Here is a 17,159-nt window from a genome sequence, read left to right as displayed (position 1 = left end):
TATAAAAATAGCTCAATATTCTAATTAGAATATTGAGCTATTTTTGTTAAACGATAACTAACATTGGTAAAATCATTGGTTTACGTTCAGTTTGTTCATATAAGAATTTTTGTAAGTCATCAACGATTGCATCATTAATCATGGCTTCTGTAATTTTATCATTTTTTAATAAGCGACTCATGACACGGAATAAGCGACGACGACCTTGATTAATTAATTCTCCTGATTCGCGCATATAGACAAATCCACGAGATAATAAATCTGGTCCTGCTTGAATTTCATGTTTTTTCATGTCAATCGTTGCAACGACAACAACAAGGCCTTCTTCAGAAAGGACTTGTCGATCATTTAGGACAGCGCTACCGATATCACCAATTCCTGAACCATCGACATAAATATCATCAGCTTCAAAATGACCAGCAATTCGAGCAGAATCACTAGTTAGAGCTAAGACATCACCATTTTCCATAATAAAGCTATTCTCTCTTGGAACGCCAATTTGTTCAGCTAATCCAGTATGAATTTTAAGCATTCTATATTCACCATGGACAGGGACGAAATACTTAGGTTTCATCAAACTGAGCATTAATTTTTGTTCTTCTTGGCCACCATGACCAGAAGTATGAATATTATTTACTTTACCATGGACAACAGTTGCTCCAGCTTCTGAAAGTTCATTAATAACGTGGTTTACACTGATTGTGTTACCAGGAATTGGAGAACTTGAGAAAACAACAGTATCACCAGGTTGAATAGAAACCTGACGATGAGTCCCATTAGCGATACGGCTAAGAGCTGCCATTGGTTCACCTTGTGATCCCGTACATAAAATTAAAATTTCATTTGCGGGTAATGAATTAATATCACGTGCATCAATTAAGGCATCATCTGGAATATTTAAGTATCCTAATTCACGTCCGTTAACAATTGCTGCCTCCATACTACGTCCAAAGACAGCGATTTTACGGCCTTTGGCAACAGCAGCTTCAGCAGCTTGTTGTACTCGGGAAATATTTGAAGCAAAAGTAGCAAAGATAATGCGGCCTTCACCTTTTTCAAAAATTCGTCGAATTGATTTACCAACGAATCTTTCTGATTTTGTAAAATTAGGAATTTCTGCATTTGTACTATCAGATAGTAGACAAAGTACACCATCAGCACCAAGTTGAGCCATTCTTTGAAGGTTGGGCGGCTGATTAGTAACAGGTGTTAGATCAAATTTGTAGTCCCCAGTGACTACAATGTTACCAGATGGCGTTTTGATTGCGACACCTAAAGTATCAGGAATTGAATGAGTTGTTCTAAAGAACGACACACTCGTTTTTCTGAATTTAAGAACAGTATCTTCTTCAATTTCATGCATTTCTGTTGTGGCAAGTAACCCGTGTTCTTCTAATTTTCCTTTGATTAATGCTGAAGCCAATGGTCCAGCATAAATTGGGACATTAATTTGTTTTAATAAATAGGGAATACCACCAATATGATCTTCATGACCATGGGTGATAACTAATGCTTTAATTTTTTGTTGATTGGCAACTAAGTATTGAAAATCAGGAATAACGTAATCAATTCCTAATAACTCATCTTCCGGAAACTTGATTCCTGCATCGACGACGATAATTTCATCTTGAAACTGGATGCCGTACATATTTTTACCAATTTCACCTAATCCGCCGACTGCAAAAACACCAGTCTCGTTATTTTTAACATTTATCTTTTTCATTCAGAAAACTCCGTCATTTTAAATGTAGGGTTTTCCTTTTCATATGCTAAAGCTTTATCTGATAATGTTTCAATGAATTCAATGTTATGTGTTGTTTGGTGACCAACAATACTTTGAGCTTCAATTTCAGAACTTGCTTCAAGGAAAAGTGATTTTGTTTCTTCTCTTTGTGGATTTCTATCTTGTGTTTCTTGATAATAAACTTTAAAAATCATTTGTAAAACTCCTTTAAATTAAATTGATATCATTTTGGTTAAAATGATTTGAAATGGAAATTAGAAACCGAACTGGGGGTTGTCTGCACAACATATAATTTATATTTTATCATATATTATTATTTAAGTATAGAATAGACCGATTTGAATAGACTTATAAAGGATAAAATTTAACAGACATGTTATAATTATGAAAAGTTATCGTATAAGGAAGAGTGGTGTTTTATAAATGTGGTTGGTAGTTAAAATAGTGACTGTAGTGGTTTTAATGATCATCATAATTTTAAATTATAACCGTCTGAAAAGAAATAGACAGATTACTATTCTTAAAAATAAAAGCAAACTTATTACAGATAATGCGGTTGAATTTGCTTTAAATAGACTACATGGTAATGAATATGGTATTAATTCTGAAATACTAAGGGTTACAGAAATTGTTTCAAAGGTTTGGGGTAAGAGGGTCATGGTATTTGAGTATCAATTTCAGATGAAGTCTCCTTCAGAAGAGAATATCGGGAAAATAAGAAACATTTTTTTCAATTTATTTGAAGAATTTGAAATGATGAACCTGGTTAAAAAAAGTGTCGAAGCAAAATCGGCATTTGAAGTAACAGATCTTTGGTATTTAGACGGTATTTTACATTTAGAGGTAGCACATTTGGTTAATGTTGAGACAATTATGTATACTAAAGATTTAAAAAAGGTATAGTTCAAACAGTATGTTTAAAGTGAAATAAAAAGAGTTTCTTCAATAAATTAATTATTGGAGAAACTCTTTAGTTATTTATTCAAGCATAATAGCATCGTTCGGTATAGCAAATGGTTTGTCAGTATTAATATGATCAAAGAATAATATACCATTTAAATGATCAATTTCATGTTGGACTACAATTGCTTCATAATTTTTCAAGCGGATTTTATGTTGTGTACCTTCGATATCAAAGTAACGAAGTGTAATCCGATCAGCTCTTGGCACATATCCAGGGACATCTCTATCAACTGATAAGCAACCTTCACCTTCTGAAAGTGCAGCAACTTGAACTGACTGACTTAAAATAGTAGGATTAATTAACACTTGTTTAAGTGTGGGCTCTTCACCTTCTGGGCCAGGGATTAAGACAGCAGTCATTCGTTTAGAAATTGCTAATTGCGGAGCTGCTAAGCCAACACCTGCGCGTAGATGATATTTTTCAGCTATTTCTTCATTTTGACTATTCTCTAAAAATTCCATTAAATCATGTGCGAGTTGTTTATCATCATCTGAAAGCGGAAAAGTCATTTCGCTTGAACGATTTCGTAAAATTGGATTACCTTCACGAATGATATTTTTCATTGTTATTTTAATCAAAATAGTACCTCCAAATTAATATTCTACGGTACATTGTAGCATAAAATAATCATATCTGTAGGCCATTTGAAAATTAATAGTTATGTTTCATTTCTTTTAGTTTTTAATGGATTGCTGTAAAATGAAACATAGTAATTACTTTCAAGTATATTGAAAGTATTAGTTGAAAATTAATTCAATAATTAAATAAAGTAAAAATAAAGGGAGTTTAACACACTAAATTATGAATAATAAAATTGATTACCCATTAGAAGCACATTGGACTACTGAAGAAATTATCTCTGTCAGTGAATTCTATAAAGCAATAGAATTAGCAAATTCTACAGGTATTGATCGAGAAGAATTGCTTTATAATTATCGTGAGTTTAAAAAAATTGTTCCTTCCAAAATGGAGGAAAAACAAATAGGCAGATCGTACGAAGATGAATCAGGTTTTAGTATTTATCGTACAATGAAATTTGCAAGAGAGAGTACAAGGGACGTTATTAAAATTAACCAATAGGGAGGTTATGATTTGAATATTGATGAGGTTAATTATCAGGTTAAAAGTTGGCTGACAGAGGCACGTGAAAATATTATTCATGCATTTGGAAATCCATTGTCTGTTGAAACAAAAAGTAGTCGAGTTGATCTTGTAACTAATATGGATAAACAGACTGAAAAATTTTTAGTAAACAAAATTCGTACCTTTGATCCGAAAGCCAAAATTTTAGGTGAAGAAGGTTTTGGGGATGATGTAACAAATTTAGATGGTACTGTTTGGATTGTTGATCCAATTGATGGCACAATGAATTTTGTCAAACAGAAAGATCATTTCGCGATTATGATTGGTATTTATGAAAACGGTATTGGAAAATTGGGATTCATTATGGATGTAATGAATAATGTTTTATATTCTGGTGGGCCAGATAGGGGCGTCTTTGCCAACGATAAAAAACTTGAAAAGCCTGAAAATATAGCACTTAAGGATGGCTTGCTAGGTTGTAGCTCACCTATGTTAATGATGGACTATAAGCATTTACAATCAATTGTTCAACATAGTTCAGGTGCTAGGGTTTATGGAAGTGCCGGTATTGAGTTTGTTCACATATTACGTGGACAAGAAATTGGTTATGTTTCTCACTTAAAACCATGGGATTTTGCAGCCGGTAAAATATTGGCGGAAACTCTTGGTATCACCGTGAAAACAATTGACGGGTTAGAGCTCGATATGTTACAATCAGCAGATGTATTAATAGCAACGGAAAACGCACAAGAGGACATTTTAAAACTACTAAATAGTTTTTAGTAGAATCGCGTTGTGGCTGTGACTAACAAGTCGCAGTTTTTTTATGCGATTTATTTATGAAAAAGTATGAAAACTTTTAGTAAGTGTGTTAATTGTCTGCTATAATAGTGAACTGTAGTTATTATTCGTAAAAATATTAAGGCTCCAACGAAAGGAAGAACAAACTTGAAAACAAGAGATGACATTCGTAACATTGCGATTATCGCCCATGTCGATCACGGTAAGACGACATTAGTTAATGAATTATTAAAACAATCAGATACATTGGATGGCCATTCAGAAATTAGTGACCGTGCCATGGATACAAATGATATTGAAAAAGAACGTGGTATTACAATTTTATCAAAAAATACTGCTGTTAGAGTTGGCGACAAACAAATTAACATTTTAGATACACCTGGACATGCCGATTTCGGTGGTGAAGTAGAACGTATCATGAAAATGGTTGATGGTGTTTTACTTGTCGTTGATGCTTTTGAAGGAACAATGCCTCAAACACGTTTTGTTTTGAAAAAAGCTTTAGAACAACAATTAGTACCAATCGTTGTTATTAACAAAATTGATCGTATGGGTGCTCGTCCACAAGAAGTTGTTGATGAAGTTCTTGATTTGTTTATTGAATTAGGTGCTGATGAAGCACAACTTGATTTCCCTGTTATTTATGCTAGTGCATACAATGGTACATCAAGTATGGATCCAGATATCGAAACTCAAAAACATTCTATGGATGACGTTTTTGAAACAATTATAAATACAATTCCTGCACCAGTTGATAACAGTGACGAACCATTACAATTCCAAGTTTCAATGTTGGATTATAATGAATATGTTGGTCGTGTTGGTATTGGTCGTGTGTTCCGTGGAAAAATTGCTGTTGGTGATCAAGTTTCTGTTATTAAACTTGACGGCTCAGTTCAAAACTTCCGTGTTTCAAAACTTTTTGGTTTCTTCGGTTTAGATCGTGTTGAAATTAATGAAGCTAAAGCCGGTGATTTAATTGCAGTTTCAGGGATGGATGACATCTTCGTTGGTGAAACTGTAACACCAAGTGATCATCAAGAAGCATTACCATTAATGCGTATTGATCCACCTACACTACAAATGACATTCAGAACGAATGATTCACCATTTGTTGGACAAGATGGTAAAAACATTACTGCTCGAAAGATGGAAGATCGTCTTAAATTACAATTGCATACTGATGTTTCATTGAAAATTGAAGATACAGATTCTCCAGATGCTTGGGTTGTTTCAGGTCGTGGAGAATTACATTTATCAATCTTAATTGAAACTTTACGTCGCGAAGACTATGAAATTCAAGTTTCACGTCCAGAAGTTATCTACCGTGAATTCGAAGGCAAGATGCAAGAACCATTTGAAAGCGTCCAAATCGATACACCTGATGAATATTCTGGTGGTGTTATTGATACAATGGCTCAACGTAAGGGTGAAATGATTAACATGGAGACCGGTAATAACGGCCAAACTCGTTTAACTTTCTCAGCTCCTACTCGTGGTTTAATTGGATATGATTCACAATTCCTTTCAATGACTCGTGGATACGGTATCTTAAATCATACTTTCTCTGAATACAAACCAGTTATCCGTAACTGGGAACCTGGTCGTCGTAATGGCGCATTAGTTTCTATTAATTCAGGAAAAGCTACAACATATTCAATTATGAGTATTGAAGAACGTGGAACAATTTATGTAACACCTACTACTGATATTTATGAAGGAATGGTTGTTGGACAAAGTAGCCGTGAACGTGATATTTCTGTAAATATTACTAAAGGAAAAGCTATGAGTAATGTTCGTTCTTCTAATAAAGATCAAACAGCCTCAATCAAGAAACCAACTATTCTTACTCTTGAAGAATCATTGGAATTCTTGAACACGGATGAATTATTAGAAATCACACCAAATAATTTACGCTTACGTAAACGTATCTTAGATACAAATATGCGTGAAAAAGCTCAAAAACAACATAAAACAGATTCAAAAAAAGGTTAATTTAAAAAGAGTTGAAAATGATTAAGTTCATTTTCAACTCTTTTTTTTAATCATGATAAATAGTAATATGGTATACTATTAGGAGTCACGAGAGAATAAAATCGATGAAAAACAACATTTCTAAAGAAAATGTGATGGTCACTTTGCAAGAAAATGTAGATAAAATAAATAAATTTATCTGGAAACAGCGAAATACATTTTACTAGCTTGGTTATGTTACATTTTAAGAAGTAGTTGATACTTAATTGTTCGTTTTTCTCGTGAAGTAGATTTTGTGTTGGAGTGTGCTCTGTTTGAAGAAAAAACTGAAAAGAAGCAGATAAAGAATCTTGAAGTAACTTCGAATAGACACTTTAGTACTAAATTTGAAAAAATGAAGAAATAAGTTGGATTAAAAATGCAAATTTTAAAAAGAATAACACAAAAATTACAATATCTTGATTATTTTATTTTTATACCGTATATCATATTATCCGGAATTGGTGTGGTCATGGTTTATTCTGCTAGTTCATATAAGGTTCAAATGGCGGGTGGCGATCCAACGACATATTTAAAAAAACAATTGCTTTTTGCCATTTTAGGATTGCTAGTTGCTTTCCTTATATATTCAATGAAGGTTAATTTTTTTAAAAGTTCTGGATTTATAATATTATTTGGTGCAGTGTCCATTCTGCTACTTTTATACGTAGTACTTAGCGGTAAAACAGTTAATGGTGCAGCAGGATGGATTAACTTTGGCTCTTTTAACATTCAGCCCGCAGAAATCAGCAAGATTTTTTTAGTCTTGTTTATGGCGCAACAAGTTGCATTCCGTGAAAATAAAGAATTAAGTTATGAGGGTAGAAATAAACGTCGTTTTATCTATGCGATTGCAGTAGCCTTACCACTCATTTTAATTTTGGTTGAACCAGATGTGGGTGGGTTTATTATTAATTTTAGTGCAGTATTAATCATTATTTTGGCTAGTGGGTATTCAATTGGAATAACTTCTTTAATTTCTGTTGGTGGCATGGGTACTTTAATGATATTATTATCAAAATTAAAATCTGTTTCTCCAGATTCTGGTGGTCCATTAGCATATATGGCTAAAAGATTTAGTGGATTCAATGATCCGTTTAAATATCAGCAATCAACTGGACAACAGCTGGTAAATTCATATTATGCATTAAGTAATGGTGGTATTTTTGGTGCAGGACTAGGAAATAGCATCCAAAAACGAGGCTATCTACCAGAACCGTATACTGATTTTATATTAGCAATTACAGGTGAAGAACTTGGATTATTGATGGTATTTTTTATTTTAATATTACTTTTCAGTATGATTGGACGAATTATCTTTATTGGTTCTAAAAGTAAAGAAACTTTCCATTCACTTTGTTGTTATGGAATTGCGACGTTTATGACAGTGCAGACTGTATTTAATGTTGGTGGTATATCAGGTGTTTTACCAATAACAGGTGTAACATTTCCATTTCTTAGTTATGGCGGATCAAGTATGCTTATCTTGAGTTTCTGTGTAGGCTTAGTTTTAAATATATCAGCTTTAAGAAAAAAGGAATTACTAAATAATAAATAAAAAGGGGGTCATAATCAAATGCTTGACGAAGAAAATGGGACTAAGTTAGTTATACAAAAAAGACAAGGTGTCATTGTGTTTTTATACCATATGAAGCAAATTAAGCAGTTGAAACGATTCGGTATTATTCAATATATTTCAAAAAAAATGAAATATGTTGTCATTTATATGAATCAAGAAGACCTACCCGAGACGATTAAGAAAATTCAAAATTTAAAATTTGTTAAAAAGACAGAAGTATCGCATCGCCCTGATATTGATATGGACTTTGGGTCTCGAATGGGTGAAAAAGCATTTAAATTAACAGATGAAGATCAAGAAAAATTTAAAAATAAAAGTGAGTAAAGTATATGAGAATAATTTCAGGTGAATATGGCGGAAGAAAATTAAAAGCAGTTCCGGGTATGGCAACAAGACCTACAACGGATAAAGTTAAGGAATCAGTGTTTAATATTATTGGTCCTTATTTTGATGGCGGTAAATCGTTAGATTTATTTGCAGGTAGCGGAGGGTTAAGTATCGAAGCTGTTTCTAGAGGAATCTCGCATGCTTTTCTAATTGATAGACAGTATCAAGCAATTAAAACAATTAATGATAATATTGCTATCACAAAGGAAGAAGATAAGTTTACGGTCTATAAGCAAGATGCCGATAAAGCAATTGGACTATTAAAAGGTAAAGAAACATTTGATCTTGTTTTTTTAGACCCACCTTATAAGACCCAAGAAATAATTGATACGATAAAAAAAATAGATAGCAGCGAGTTGTTAAATAATCAAGCTTTAATTATTTGTGAAACAGATCAATATGCTAACTTACCTGATGATATTTCTGGATTCAGGCTATTTAGGAGACAAAATTATGGAATTACACAGGTAACGATTTATCAAAAGGAGAACTAAAATGAATGCAGTTTTTCCGGGAAGTTTCGATCCATTAACTAATGGACACTTAGATATTATTGTTCGATCAAGCCAAATTTTTGATAAAGTTATTGTCGCAGTTATGACTAATACTAAAAAGAAGTCATTGTTTACAGCTGATGAAAAGGTAGATTTGATTAGTGAAGCTACCTTTTCATTAGCAAATGTAGAAGTAGTTAGTGTTGAATCAGATTTAACGATTAACTTAATGCACCAATTAGATGCTAAAATAATTATTCGTAGTGTTAGAAATAATAGGGATTTTGAATATGAAAAAGATATTGCATTGATGAACAAAGAGTTAGATGAAACAGTGGAAACTGTATTGATGCTTGCTAATCCTAAATACGCACATATTTCCTCAAGTTTAATGAAAGAAATATTTAAATTTGATGGAGATATTTCAAATATGGTACCTAATCATATAAAAGTAGCTATGATTAAAAAATGTCATGAAGTAATTAGTAAGGAAGATTAACTTAAATAAAATGAATCATCATTAAAATACGTGATAATGATTTAAGGAAAAAAACGAATTTCATTTTAAATGAAATTCGTTTTTTTGCGTATTTAAATATAAGAGGGAGGTGGATAAGATGGATCAAATAAAAAAAATTTGAATTGAATATCGAAAAATTATCATTATTTGTGTGGTATCTGTAATAGCATTGACCATTTTTTCAATAGTTACACAACATAAAAGTAGCAAAACAGATGATATGTTAGTTAATAGTATTACTAGTACGTCGTCTAGCTCGGAAAAAAATATATCAAGCCATTTAGAAACCTCAAATGGTGGGAAAATCGTTGTGGATATCAAAGGAAATATAAAAAAACCAGGTATATACACAATGAAAACAGGAATGAGAATTAGTCAGGTAATCGATTTAGCTGAGGGATTTTTATCTAACGCTGATCAGAAACAGATTAATTTAGCTCAAAAAGTAACAGATGAGATGGTTATATATGTTCCGGCAAAAGGGGAAGTAAAAGAAAATAAAGTAGCAGCTACTACTGCCCAAGGATCTTCTGTTATGGATGCAGGGTCTACTACAGGAACTCAGGATAAATCGAATGATGAATCAACGGTTAATTTAAACACCGCAACGAAAGAACAACTGCAAGGGTTGACTGGAATTGGACCAAAAAAAGCAGAACAAATTTTACAATATAGAGAAGAACATCAATCGTTTAAAACTACGGATGAATTAAAAGAAGTTGGCGGCATCGGTGATAAAACATATGAAAGTCTAAAGGACTCATTAGCGGTCTAACTTTTTTTAAAGATTTATTTTTGATATACTATAAAAAAATGAAAGAAGGAAATACCTAAATGCCTGATAATAGAATTCCTTGGGATCAATATTTTATGACGCAAGCTGCATTACTATCATTAAGAAGTACATGTGAAAGATTATCTGTTGGTGCGATACTTGTTAGAGATAAACGGATTATTGCAGGCGGATATAACGGCGCTGTTTCAGGGGATGTACATTGTATAGATGAAGGTTGCTACCTTGTAGACGGACATTGTGTACGAACGATTCATGCAGAAATGAATGCAGTTTTACAGTGTGCAAAGTTTGGCTCAGCGACAGATAATTCAGAAATTTATGTGACAGATTTTCCTTGTTTACAGTGTACAAAAATGCTACTTCAATCCGGCGTGAAAAAAATATATTATTTACGTAATTATCATAATGATGATTATGCCATATCACTATTAGAAAGAAATAATGTTATTTTTGAGCAAGTAAAAGTTGATAAAAATTATATTGAAGAAATTGTTCTGAATAAAATATTTTCAGAATAAAATCAGTTGAAGCAGTTGATCTATTTTTTGCGACGTTAGTTATTGGAATAACAAGTTTATATGTTGTAAATTACAATCCTATTTGGATTATTTTCGCTATCGTTATTTTTATACGAATTATTACGTTAAAACGTTCGATAACTTTTTATATTTGTTGTGTCTGTATTTTAATTTTTGGTATTTATTTTTACAGTAATGCGAAGGAAAGCCAGAAGCAAGTTGTAGTTGAAAAAGAGGTACAAAATGTTAATGTGAAAATTTACCCTGATGATTATTCAATCAATGGTGATTTGGTTAGTTTTGATGGACAAATAATTTCTAATTCACAAAAAATTCGAGGATTTTATAACTGTAAGTCACAAAATGAACTCAATAAGATTAAACATAATAAACACACTAAAATTATAAACGTTGATGCTAAGCTACAAAAAATTAAATCAGCGACAAATGAAAACGAGTTTGATTATCAAAGTTTTATGCGAACTAAATCAATTTACAATAGTATGACTATTATAAAAGTTAATAATAGTGAAAAAAATGTCATGAATTTATCGCTTGAATCCGTGATAAGTAAGTTACATGAATTACGAGCAGAATTAAAAAGTTATTTTAATTCTTTATCCAATCCGTTAGATAAATTTTTGAATGCTTTGGTAATTGGTGATAAGACTCAGGAATTCAATCAGGATTTAGCCTCTATAAGACAATTAGGATTAATTCATTTATTCTGTTTATCGGGTTTACATGTATATTATTTTGTGATGTTAATAAGAACGTTAGGAAATAGACTATTAATCCCACGTGAGACAGTAGCCAAAGGATTACTTTTTTTACTTCCATGCTATTTAGTTATTGCAGGGGAATCTAGTAGTTTACGACGTGCAATTTTTATGTGTATGGTTCAACTTATTTGTGAACTAATTGATAAACCTGTCCAAGGGATTACGGTTTGGTGTTTCGCTTTGTTAATAGGATTGGTGATTGAACCACAAGTACTGTTCACATTTGGCGGTCAGTTGAGCTATCTAATGTCATTACTACTAATCTTTATGGAGAATAAAGGTACTTTTGAATCAGGTATTTGGCTAAACTTATTTAGTTTGCCATTTATTTTTTTCAACGTTTATCAGTGGAATGTTCTATCAATTGTACTTAGTATTTTTATTATTCCTATTTTTGAATTCTTAATCCTACCAATTGTAATTTTTGGAGGAATGGTTGGGATTCATTTTAAGGTTGTTATGGATGGGATAAATACTGTATTAAAAACGTTTATTTATTTTTTTGATGAACTAGCACGTTTACCATTAACGATAACGTTTGGTAAACCCAGTTTAAATATGTGCATGCTATTTTTCATGTGCACCTTAACATGTTTTTTACATCCTTCGTGTATTAAAAGATGGGCAATATTAGTTAGTTTCTATGTTATGGTATTTCTATGGATCCATTTTCCAATTCGGCAAGAAGTCGTTTTTTTTGACATTGGTCAAGGGGATTCAACATTGATAAGAAAGCCGTTTAATAGGCAAATTACATTAGTAGATACAGGCGGTAAAGTTCATTTTAAGATGGATAGCTGGCGAACTAGAAAGGAGTATCAAACTTCTGGTGAAAAAATTATTACTAATTATTTATTAAGCAAAGGAATCAGTCATATAGACTATTTATATTTGACGCATCAAGATGCAGATCATATAGGTAATTTTCCGTCTATATTAACCAAAATAGACGTCGATAGAATGATTGTTCCATCTGGAATGGAACAACTGCCACAATTCATTAAAAAAATAGAATCTACTCGACCGCCTAAAATGGTGATACCTATGACAGATAATAGTAAAAAACAGGATGCTGAATTGATGATTCTACATCCTTTTAATCAAGGTATAGGAAAAAACGAAGATTCTCTTGTTTTATTTGGAACAATCGGGAAATATAGCTATCTTATTACTGGCGATTTGGACCGAGCTGGTGAAAAAAAGGTTATTCAAAAATATCCCAATTTACAAATATCAATTCTTAAAACAGGTCATCATGGCAGTAAAACTGCGACTGATCCAATATTTATTGATCAAATAAAACCGAAGTTAGCGGTGATTTCTGCTGGTAAGAATAATAGATATGGCCACCCACATCAAGAAACATTAGATACTTTGAAAAAATATCGAATACCGTTTGTTAGTACAGCAGAGCATGGTATGATAAGAATCAGCAAGTTTCAAAATTATAAAGAAAAATTAGAAGTTTTTAACAATGAAAAGAGCTGATAAATATGAATTCACAGGCAATAATTTCAACGTTATCTCTTGAAAATGTGAAGCCAGTAAATCTTGTCTTAGGTAATGAGACTTATTTAATGGAAGATGTAAAAAAAGCATTTACTGAGTTGATACCTGAAGAAGAGAGAACGATGAATTTAGGTAAATATGATATGGAGGAGGTTCCGTTGGCTAAAGCATTAGATGATGCGATGTCTGTTCCTTTTTTTGGTGATAAGCGCTTAATTTTTATTCAAAATCCTTTTTTTCTAACGTCAGACACTAAAAAAAGAAAAATTGAACACGATATTGATGGTCTTTTATCTTATTTAGCTCATCCGGAACCAACAAGTATTGTAGTTATATTTGCGCCTTATAAAGAATTAGATGGTCGTAAAAAGATTAGTAAGATGCTTAAAAAATTTAGTCTAGTTATTGATAATCAACCGTTAAATGAGCGTGCAACGCGACAGTTTATAGCCCAAGAGATGGCTAACAAATCATTTGAAATAGATGAAAACGCTTTGGAATTATTTCTAGAAAGAACCAATACAGAATTATCAACAATCATGAATGAATTGCCAAAGTTATTTTTGTATAATTTTGAAACCCACCGAATTACATTATCATCTGTTGAAAATTTAGTTTCTAAAACTTTAGAACAAAATATATTTGATTTAGTAGATGTTGTTATTTCAAATAATATTGAAAAATCAGTAACGTTGTATCATGATTTAATTTTACAAAATGAAGAGCCAATTAAGATAAATGCAATATTATTGGGACAATTTAGATTATTATTACAAGTGAAAATTTTGCAAGATAAAGGTTACTCACAAGGAGATTTAGCTAGTGTTTTAAAAGTGCATCCTTATCGAATTAAGTTGGCACTTCAAAAGATAAAGAAATTTAATAGAAGTGATTTGAGGAAAATTTATTTAGCGTTAATTGATTTAGAAAAAGCAATGAAGACGACACAACAAGATCAAGAAGGATTATTCTCATTATTTATGCTTCAAATTAATCGTATAGATGTATAAAATAAAAAATACCCAGTAGATTATTAATCTACTGGGTATTTTTCTGAAAACTTATTTAGCGTAACGAGCAGCCATACGAGACTTATCACGAGCAGCTTTGTTTTCTTTGATCAAACCTTTAGAATGTGCTTTGTCGATTGCAGTAATAGCAGCTTTGTATAAAGCATCTACATTATCGGCACCAGCAGTCTTAGCTTGTTCAAACTTCTTTACAGCAGTACGCATTGTGCTTAATTGAGCAGCATTTTTAACGTTTGCTTTTTCATTCGTTTTTACACGTTTAATTGCAGATTGAATAATTGGCATTTAAGTCACCTCCACTTATCATGATCACCTTATTGGTTCTCAACAAATATTTCAACAACCATTATTATACCTAACCAAATTAGTTAATGCAATGAAAACTTGTAAAGGATTTTTACTTGATAGTAATAATTAGATAAGAGAAGTTATAAAAAACTTGCAATATACTCTAAATTTTAGTAAGGTTAGATTTGTTCCAAGTAACCTTTAACTTAGTTTGTTGACGTCTCACCGACGACTTACTCGGTTTTAGGCATTTAGATTCAGAAAGGTGGGAAACACTAATGGCAATTACAAATGAAAAGAAAACAGAAATTATGAACGAATATGCTCGTCAAGAAGGCGATACAGGTTCTGCTGAAGTACAAATCGCTGTACTTACTGCAGATATCGTTGAATTGAATGCACATATCGGCGTTCATAAAAAAGATTTCGCTTCACAACGTGGTTTGATGAAGAAAATCGGACATCGTCGTAACCTTTTAGCATATTTACGTAACAAAGATATTCAACGTTACCGTGAATTGATCCAACGCTTAGGTCTTCGTCGTTAAAACTAAAAGCAAAACTCTTAATAAGAGTTTTGCTTTTTTTATTTTTAAAATTTAAGATATGTCTACTATAAGTGAGTTAAATGTAAAACGTTCATAAATTTTATGGTATAATTGAGATTCAAATAAAGAAAAAGAAGGTTTTTTTCAATGGACGGATATAGAGTTGCGGTTGTCGGTGCTACAGGCGCTGTTGGAACACGAATGATTCAAATGCTAGAAGAAACAAGTTTACCCATCAATAGTATTAAATATTTGGCATCTAAACGTTCTGCAGGACAAGTATTAAAATTTAAAGGTCAGGATGTTATCGTAGAAGAAACAACATCTGATTCTTTTGAGAATGTTGATTTGGCTCTATTTTCTGCTGGCGGTAGTGTATCTAAAAAGTTTGCACCTGAAGCAATTAAACGTGGTGCAGTTGTTGTAGACAACACTAGTGCGTTTAGAATGGATCCTGATGTCCCACTAGTAGTTCCTGAAGTTAATGAACAGGCACTTTATGAACACAAAGGACTAATTGCTAACCCAAATTGTTCAACTATCCAAATGGTAGTTGCACTAGAACCAATTCGTAAAAATTACGGTTTAAAGAAGGTTGTTGTTACAACAATGCAAGCTGTTAGTGGTGCTGGAAACTTAGCTATTCAAGAATTAAAAGATGAAACACAAGCTTATCTTGATGGCGAAGAGATGGAAGCAAAGATTTTACCAGCTTCTGGTGATAAAAAGCATTATCCAATTGCATTTAATCCACTACCACAAATTGATGTTTTTGAAGACACAGGTTATACACATGAAGAATGGAAAATGATTCATGAAACGAAGAAAATAATGTCTAATCAAGATATTCAAGTTACTGCAACATGTGTACGTGTACCAGTTGTTGTTAGCCATTCGGAATCTGTTTGGTTTGAAGTTGAAAGTCATGATGCTTCTGTTAAACAAATTCAAAATATTCTTGCAGATGCACCCGGTGTGGTTTTACAAGATAATCCGGAACAACAGATATATCCACAAGCAATTAATGCCACTGGTAAGAAAGATACATTTGTTGGTCGTGTTAGAGCTGATTTAGAACAGGATAATGCCTTCCAATTATGGGTCGTTTCGGATAATTTGTTAAAAGGTGCTGCATGGAATTCAGTTCAAATTGCTGAAAAATTGCATGAATTAGATTTATTAAGAGTTCCAAAGTAAAAAGAAAGGAGTGAATTAAGCGAATGTTTGAAAATGTAGATATAATGACAGCTATGGTCACACCATTTAATGATCAGAATCAAGTGGATGAAGATCGCTTAATTAAATTAATTGAACATTTAATTTTAACAGGTTCAAAAGGTATCCTGGTTAATGGTACTACGGGCGAATCGCCTACGTTGAATCATTCTGAAAAATTAAATTTGATTAAAAAAACAGTGGCAATAGTTAATGGTAGAGTTCCAATTATGGCTGGTACAGGATCAAATAATACTATGGAGACAATTGATTTTACCAATGAGGTAGCCGCTATTACTGGTGTGGACGCAGCTTTAGTTGTTGTGCCATACTATAATAAGCCTAATCAAAAAGGTATGATTGCTCATTTTGAAGCAGTTGCAAATGCTTCGAAATTGCCTATTTTCATTTATAATATTCCGGGTCGTACAGGCGTAACTATGACTGTTGAAACAATTGTTAAGTTATCTAATAATAATCATATTATTGGTATTAAAGATTGTACAGGTAGTGAAAATTTAAGTCGTATTGTTGAACAAACGCCAGATGATTTCTTGGTGTATACTGGTGAAGATACGGATAGTTTGACTGCAAAAATCTTAGGAGCAAGTGGTGTTATTTCTGTTGCAAGCCATATATTTGGTATTGAAATGACTAAAATGTATCAAGCTGTACAAGATGGAAATATTAAGCTTGCAGGAGATATTCAAAGAGAGTTGACGCCAAAAATGGCTGCACTTTTTTCTCTTCCATCTCCTGGACCAGCTAAAGCAGCTTTAAATTACAAGGGTATCTTAGTAGGTGGGTGTCGTTTACCAATAGAGGCATTAACTGACAATGAAATAAATCAACTAGTGAAAATACTAAAAATATAAAATATGTAAGAG

Annotated in this window: 19 protein-coding genes; 15 read left to right on the top strand and 4 right to left on the bottom strand. The window is 32.3% G+C overall.

Annotated elements, in window-relative coordinates:
* Positions 1-46 precede the first annotated feature (46 nt).
* Both rnjA and AC1RPY_RS05350 read right to left on the bottom strand, forming a co-directional pair.
* Entirely contained in the window at positions 47-1,723 is a 1,677-nt protein-coding gene (rnjA, locus tag AC1RPY_RS05355; RefSeq protein WP_409022391.1) for a ribonuclease J1, read from the bottom strand.
* Positions 1,720-1,938 (bottom strand): DNA-directed RNA polymerase subunit epsilon, encoded by a 219-nt coding sequence (locus AC1RPY_RS05350; protein ID WP_409022392.1) that lies wholly within the window; start codon positions 1,936-1,938, stop codon positions 1,720-1,722. Before AC1RPY_RS05350 ends, rnjA begins: the two co-directional genes overlap by 4 nt.
* 229 nt (positions 1,939-2,167) lie before the next feature.
* Here AC1RPY_RS05350 and AC1RPY_RS05345 point away from each other — a divergent pair, with 229 nt between their 5' ends.
* Positions 2,168-2,647 carry a hypothetical protein gene (locus AC1RPY_RS05345; protein ID WP_409022393.1) on the top strand — a complete coding sequence of 160 codons (480 nt, stop codon included), beginning with the start codon at positions 2,168-2,170 and terminating at the stop codon, positions 2,645-2,647.
* A 75-nt stretch (positions 2,648-2,722) separates the two neighbouring features.
* Here AC1RPY_RS05345 and def read toward each other — a convergent pair whose 3' ends face one another.
* Entirely contained in the window at positions 2,723-3,271 is a 549-nt protein-coding gene (def, locus tag AC1RPY_RS05340; RefSeq protein WP_409022787.1) for a peptide deformylase, read from the bottom strand.
* A gap of 238 nt (positions 3,272-3,509) precedes the next feature.
* Between def and AC1RPY_RS05335 the strand changes: the two genes are divergently transcribed.
* The 11 genes from AC1RPY_RS05335 to holA all read left to right on the top strand — a co-directional run bounded on the left by AC1RPY_RS05335 (position 3,510) and on the right by holA (position 14,200).
* Entirely contained in the window at positions 3,510-3,788 is a 279-nt protein-coding gene (locus tag AC1RPY_RS05335; protein ID WP_481761700.1) for a UPF0223 family protein, read from the top strand.
* Between the two features lie 12 nt (positions 3,789-3,800).
* The gene (locus AC1RPY_RS05330) at positions 3,801-4,574 is read left to right on the top strand and encodes an inositol monophosphatase family protein (protein WP_481761701.1); all 774 of its coding nucleotides are present in this window, start codon (positions 3,801-3,803) and stop codon (positions 4,572-4,574) included.
* Positions 4,575-4,739: 165 nt separating this feature from the next.
* On the top strand, positions 4,740-6,587 hold the full coding sequence (gene typA / locus AC1RPY_RS05325) for a translational GTPase TypA (RefSeq protein ID WP_481761702.1): 1,848 nt from the start codon (positions 4,740-4,742) through the stop codon (positions 6,585-6,587).
* Positions 6,588-6,984: 397 nt separating this feature from the next.
* Positions 6,985-8,163, top strand: coding sequence for an FtsW/RodA/SpoVE family cell cycle protein (locus AC1RPY_RS05320; protein ID WP_481761703.1), 1,179 nt, complete (start codon positions 6,985-6,987; stop codon positions 8,161-8,163).
* An 18-nt stretch (positions 8,164-8,181) separates the two neighbouring features.
* Positions 8,182-8,508, top strand: a complete 327-nt coding sequence (locus AC1RPY_RS05315; protein ID WP_481761704.1) for a YlbG family protein — start codon at positions 8,182-8,184, stop codon at positions 8,506-8,508.
* A gap of 5 nt (positions 8,509-8,513) precedes the next feature.
* The gene (gene rsmD / locus AC1RPY_RS05310; protein WP_481761705.1) at positions 8,514-9,065 is read left to right on the top strand and encodes a 16S rRNA (guanine(966)-N(2))-methyltransferase RsmD; all 552 of its coding nucleotides are present in this window, start codon (positions 8,514-8,516) and stop codon (positions 9,063-9,065) included.
* Position 9,066: 1 nt separating this feature from the next.
* Positions 9,067-9,564, top strand: a complete 498-nt coding sequence (gene coaD / locus AC1RPY_RS05305; RefSeq protein ID WP_481761706.1) for a pantetheine-phosphate adenylyltransferase — start codon at positions 9,067-9,069, stop codon at positions 9,562-9,564.
* A 241-nt stretch (positions 9,565-9,805) separates the two neighbouring features.
* The gene (locus tag AC1RPY_RS05300; protein ID WP_481762189.1) at positions 9,806-10,360 is read left to right on the top strand and encodes a helix-hairpin-helix domain-containing protein; all 555 of its coding nucleotides are present in this window, start codon (positions 9,806-9,808) and stop codon (positions 10,358-10,360) included.
* Positions 10,361-10,419: 59 nt separating this feature from the next.
* Complete coding sequence (locus AC1RPY_RS05295) at positions 10,420-10,899, top strand: ComE operon protein 2 (RefSeq protein ID WP_409022402.1); 480 nt, start codon at positions 10,420-10,422, stop codon at positions 10,897-10,899.
* Positions 10,900-11,150: 251 nt separating this feature from the next.
* Positions 11,151-13,169 carry a DNA internalization-related competence protein ComEC/Rec2 gene (locus AC1RPY_RS05290; protein ID WP_481761708.1) on the top strand — a complete coding sequence of 673 codons (2,019 nt, stop codon included), beginning with the start codon at positions 11,151-11,153 and terminating at the stop codon, positions 13,167-13,169.
* Positions 13,170-13,174: 5 nt separating this feature from the next.
* The gene (holA, locus tag AC1RPY_RS05285) at positions 13,175-14,200 is read left to right on the top strand and encodes a DNA polymerase III subunit delta (protein WP_481761709.1); all 1,026 of its coding nucleotides are present in this window, start codon (positions 13,175-13,177) and stop codon (positions 14,198-14,200) included.
* Between the two features lie 51 nt (positions 14,201-14,251).
* Here holA and rpsT read toward each other — a convergent pair whose 3' ends face one another.
* Positions 14,252-14,506 (bottom strand): 30S ribosomal protein S20, encoded by a 255-nt coding sequence (gene rpsT / locus AC1RPY_RS05280; RefSeq protein ID WP_409022404.1) that lies wholly within the window; start codon positions 14,504-14,506, stop codon positions 14,252-14,254.
* Positions 14,507-14,787: 281 nt separating this feature from the next.
* On the opposite strand from rpsT, the gene rpsO reads away from it, so the two are divergent.
* The 3 genes from rpsO to dapA all read left to right on the top strand — a co-directional run bounded on the left by rpsO (position 14,788) and on the right by dapA (position 17,147).
* Positions 14,788-15,057, top strand: coding sequence for a 30S ribosomal protein S15 (gene rpsO, locus AC1RPY_RS05275; RefSeq protein ID WP_409022405.1), 270 nt, complete (start codon positions 14,788-14,790; stop codon positions 15,055-15,057).
* Positions 15,058-15,204: 147 nt separating this feature from the next.
* Positions 15,205-16,254: an aspartate-semialdehyde dehydrogenase gene (locus tag AC1RPY_RS05270; protein ID WP_481761710.1), complete on the top strand. Its 1,050-nt coding sequence runs from the start codon at positions 15,205-15,207 to the stop codon at positions 16,252-16,254.
* Between the two features lie 23 nt (positions 16,255-16,277).
* Complete coding sequence (dapA, locus tag AC1RPY_RS05265; RefSeq protein ID WP_481761711.1) at positions 16,278-17,147, top strand: 4-hydroxy-tetrahydrodipicolinate synthase; 870 nt, start codon at positions 16,278-16,280, stop codon at positions 17,145-17,147.
* Positions 17,148-17,159 lie beyond the last annotated feature (12 nt).

The sequence above is a fragment of the Dellaglioa sp. CoH-56-MRSF-12 genome (genome assembly GCF_056782075.1).
Note: the sequence above shows the minus strand (reverse complement) of the source record. Positions and strands in the feature narration are given on the sequence as shown.

Coding starts and splice junctions, on each gene's coding strand:
- AC1RPY_RS05295 (WP_409022402.1), top strand. CDS start 10,420: ATGCCTGATAATAGAATTCCTTGGGATCAATATTTTATGACGCAAGCT.
- AC1RPY_RS05315 (WP_481761704.1), top strand. CDS start 8,182: ATGCTTGACGAAGAAAATGGGACTAAGTTAGTTATACAAAAAAGACAA.
- AC1RPY_RS05345 (WP_409022393.1), top strand. CDS start 2,168: ATGTGGTTGGTAGTTAAAATAGTGACTGTAGTGGTTTTAATGATCATC.
- AC1RPY_RS05335 (WP_481761700.1), top strand. CDS start 3,510: ATGAATAATAAAATTGATTACCCATTAGAAGCACATTGGACTACTGAA.
- holA (WP_481761709.1), top strand. CDS start 13,175: ATGAATTCACAGGCAATAATTTCAACGTTATCTCTTGAAAATGTGAAG.
- AC1RPY_RS05350 (WP_409022392.1), bottom strand. CDS start 1,938: ATGATTTTTAAAGTTTATTATCAAGAAACACAAGATAGAAATCCACAA.
- coaD (WP_481761706.1), top strand. CDS start 9,067: ATGAATGCAGTTTTTCCGGGAAGTTTCGATCCATTAACTAATGGACAC.
- AC1RPY_RS05300 (WP_481762189.1), top strand. CDS start 9,806: ATGTTAGTTAATAGTATTACTAGTACGTCGTCTAGCTCGGAAAAAAAT.
- rnjA (WP_409022391.1), bottom strand. CDS start 1,723: ATGAAAAAGATAAATGTTAAAAATAACGAGACTGGTGTTTTTGCAGTC.
- AC1RPY_RS05320 (WP_481761703.1), top strand. CDS start 6,985: ATGCAAATTTTAAAAAGAATAACACAAAAATTACAATATCTTGATTAT.
- rsmD (WP_481761705.1), top strand. CDS start 8,514: ATGAGAATAATTTCAGGTGAATATGGCGGAAGAAAATTAAAAGCAGTT.
- def (WP_409022787.1), bottom strand. CDS start 3,271: ATGAAAAATATCATTCGTGAAGGTAATCCAATTTTACGAAATCGTTCA.
- AC1RPY_RS05270 (WP_481761710.1), top strand. CDS start 15,205: ATGGACGGATATAGAGTTGCGGTTGTCGGTGCTACAGGCGCTGTTGGA.
- rpsT (WP_409022404.1), bottom strand. CDS start 14,506: ATGCCAATTATTCAATCTGCAATTAAACGTGTAAAAACGAATGAAAAA.
- rpsO (WP_409022405.1), top strand. CDS start 14,788: ATGGCAATTACAAATGAAAAGAAAACAGAAATTATGAACGAATATGCT.
- dapA (WP_481761711.1), top strand. CDS start 16,278: ATGTTTGAAAATGTAGATATAATGACAGCTATGGTCACACCATTTAAT.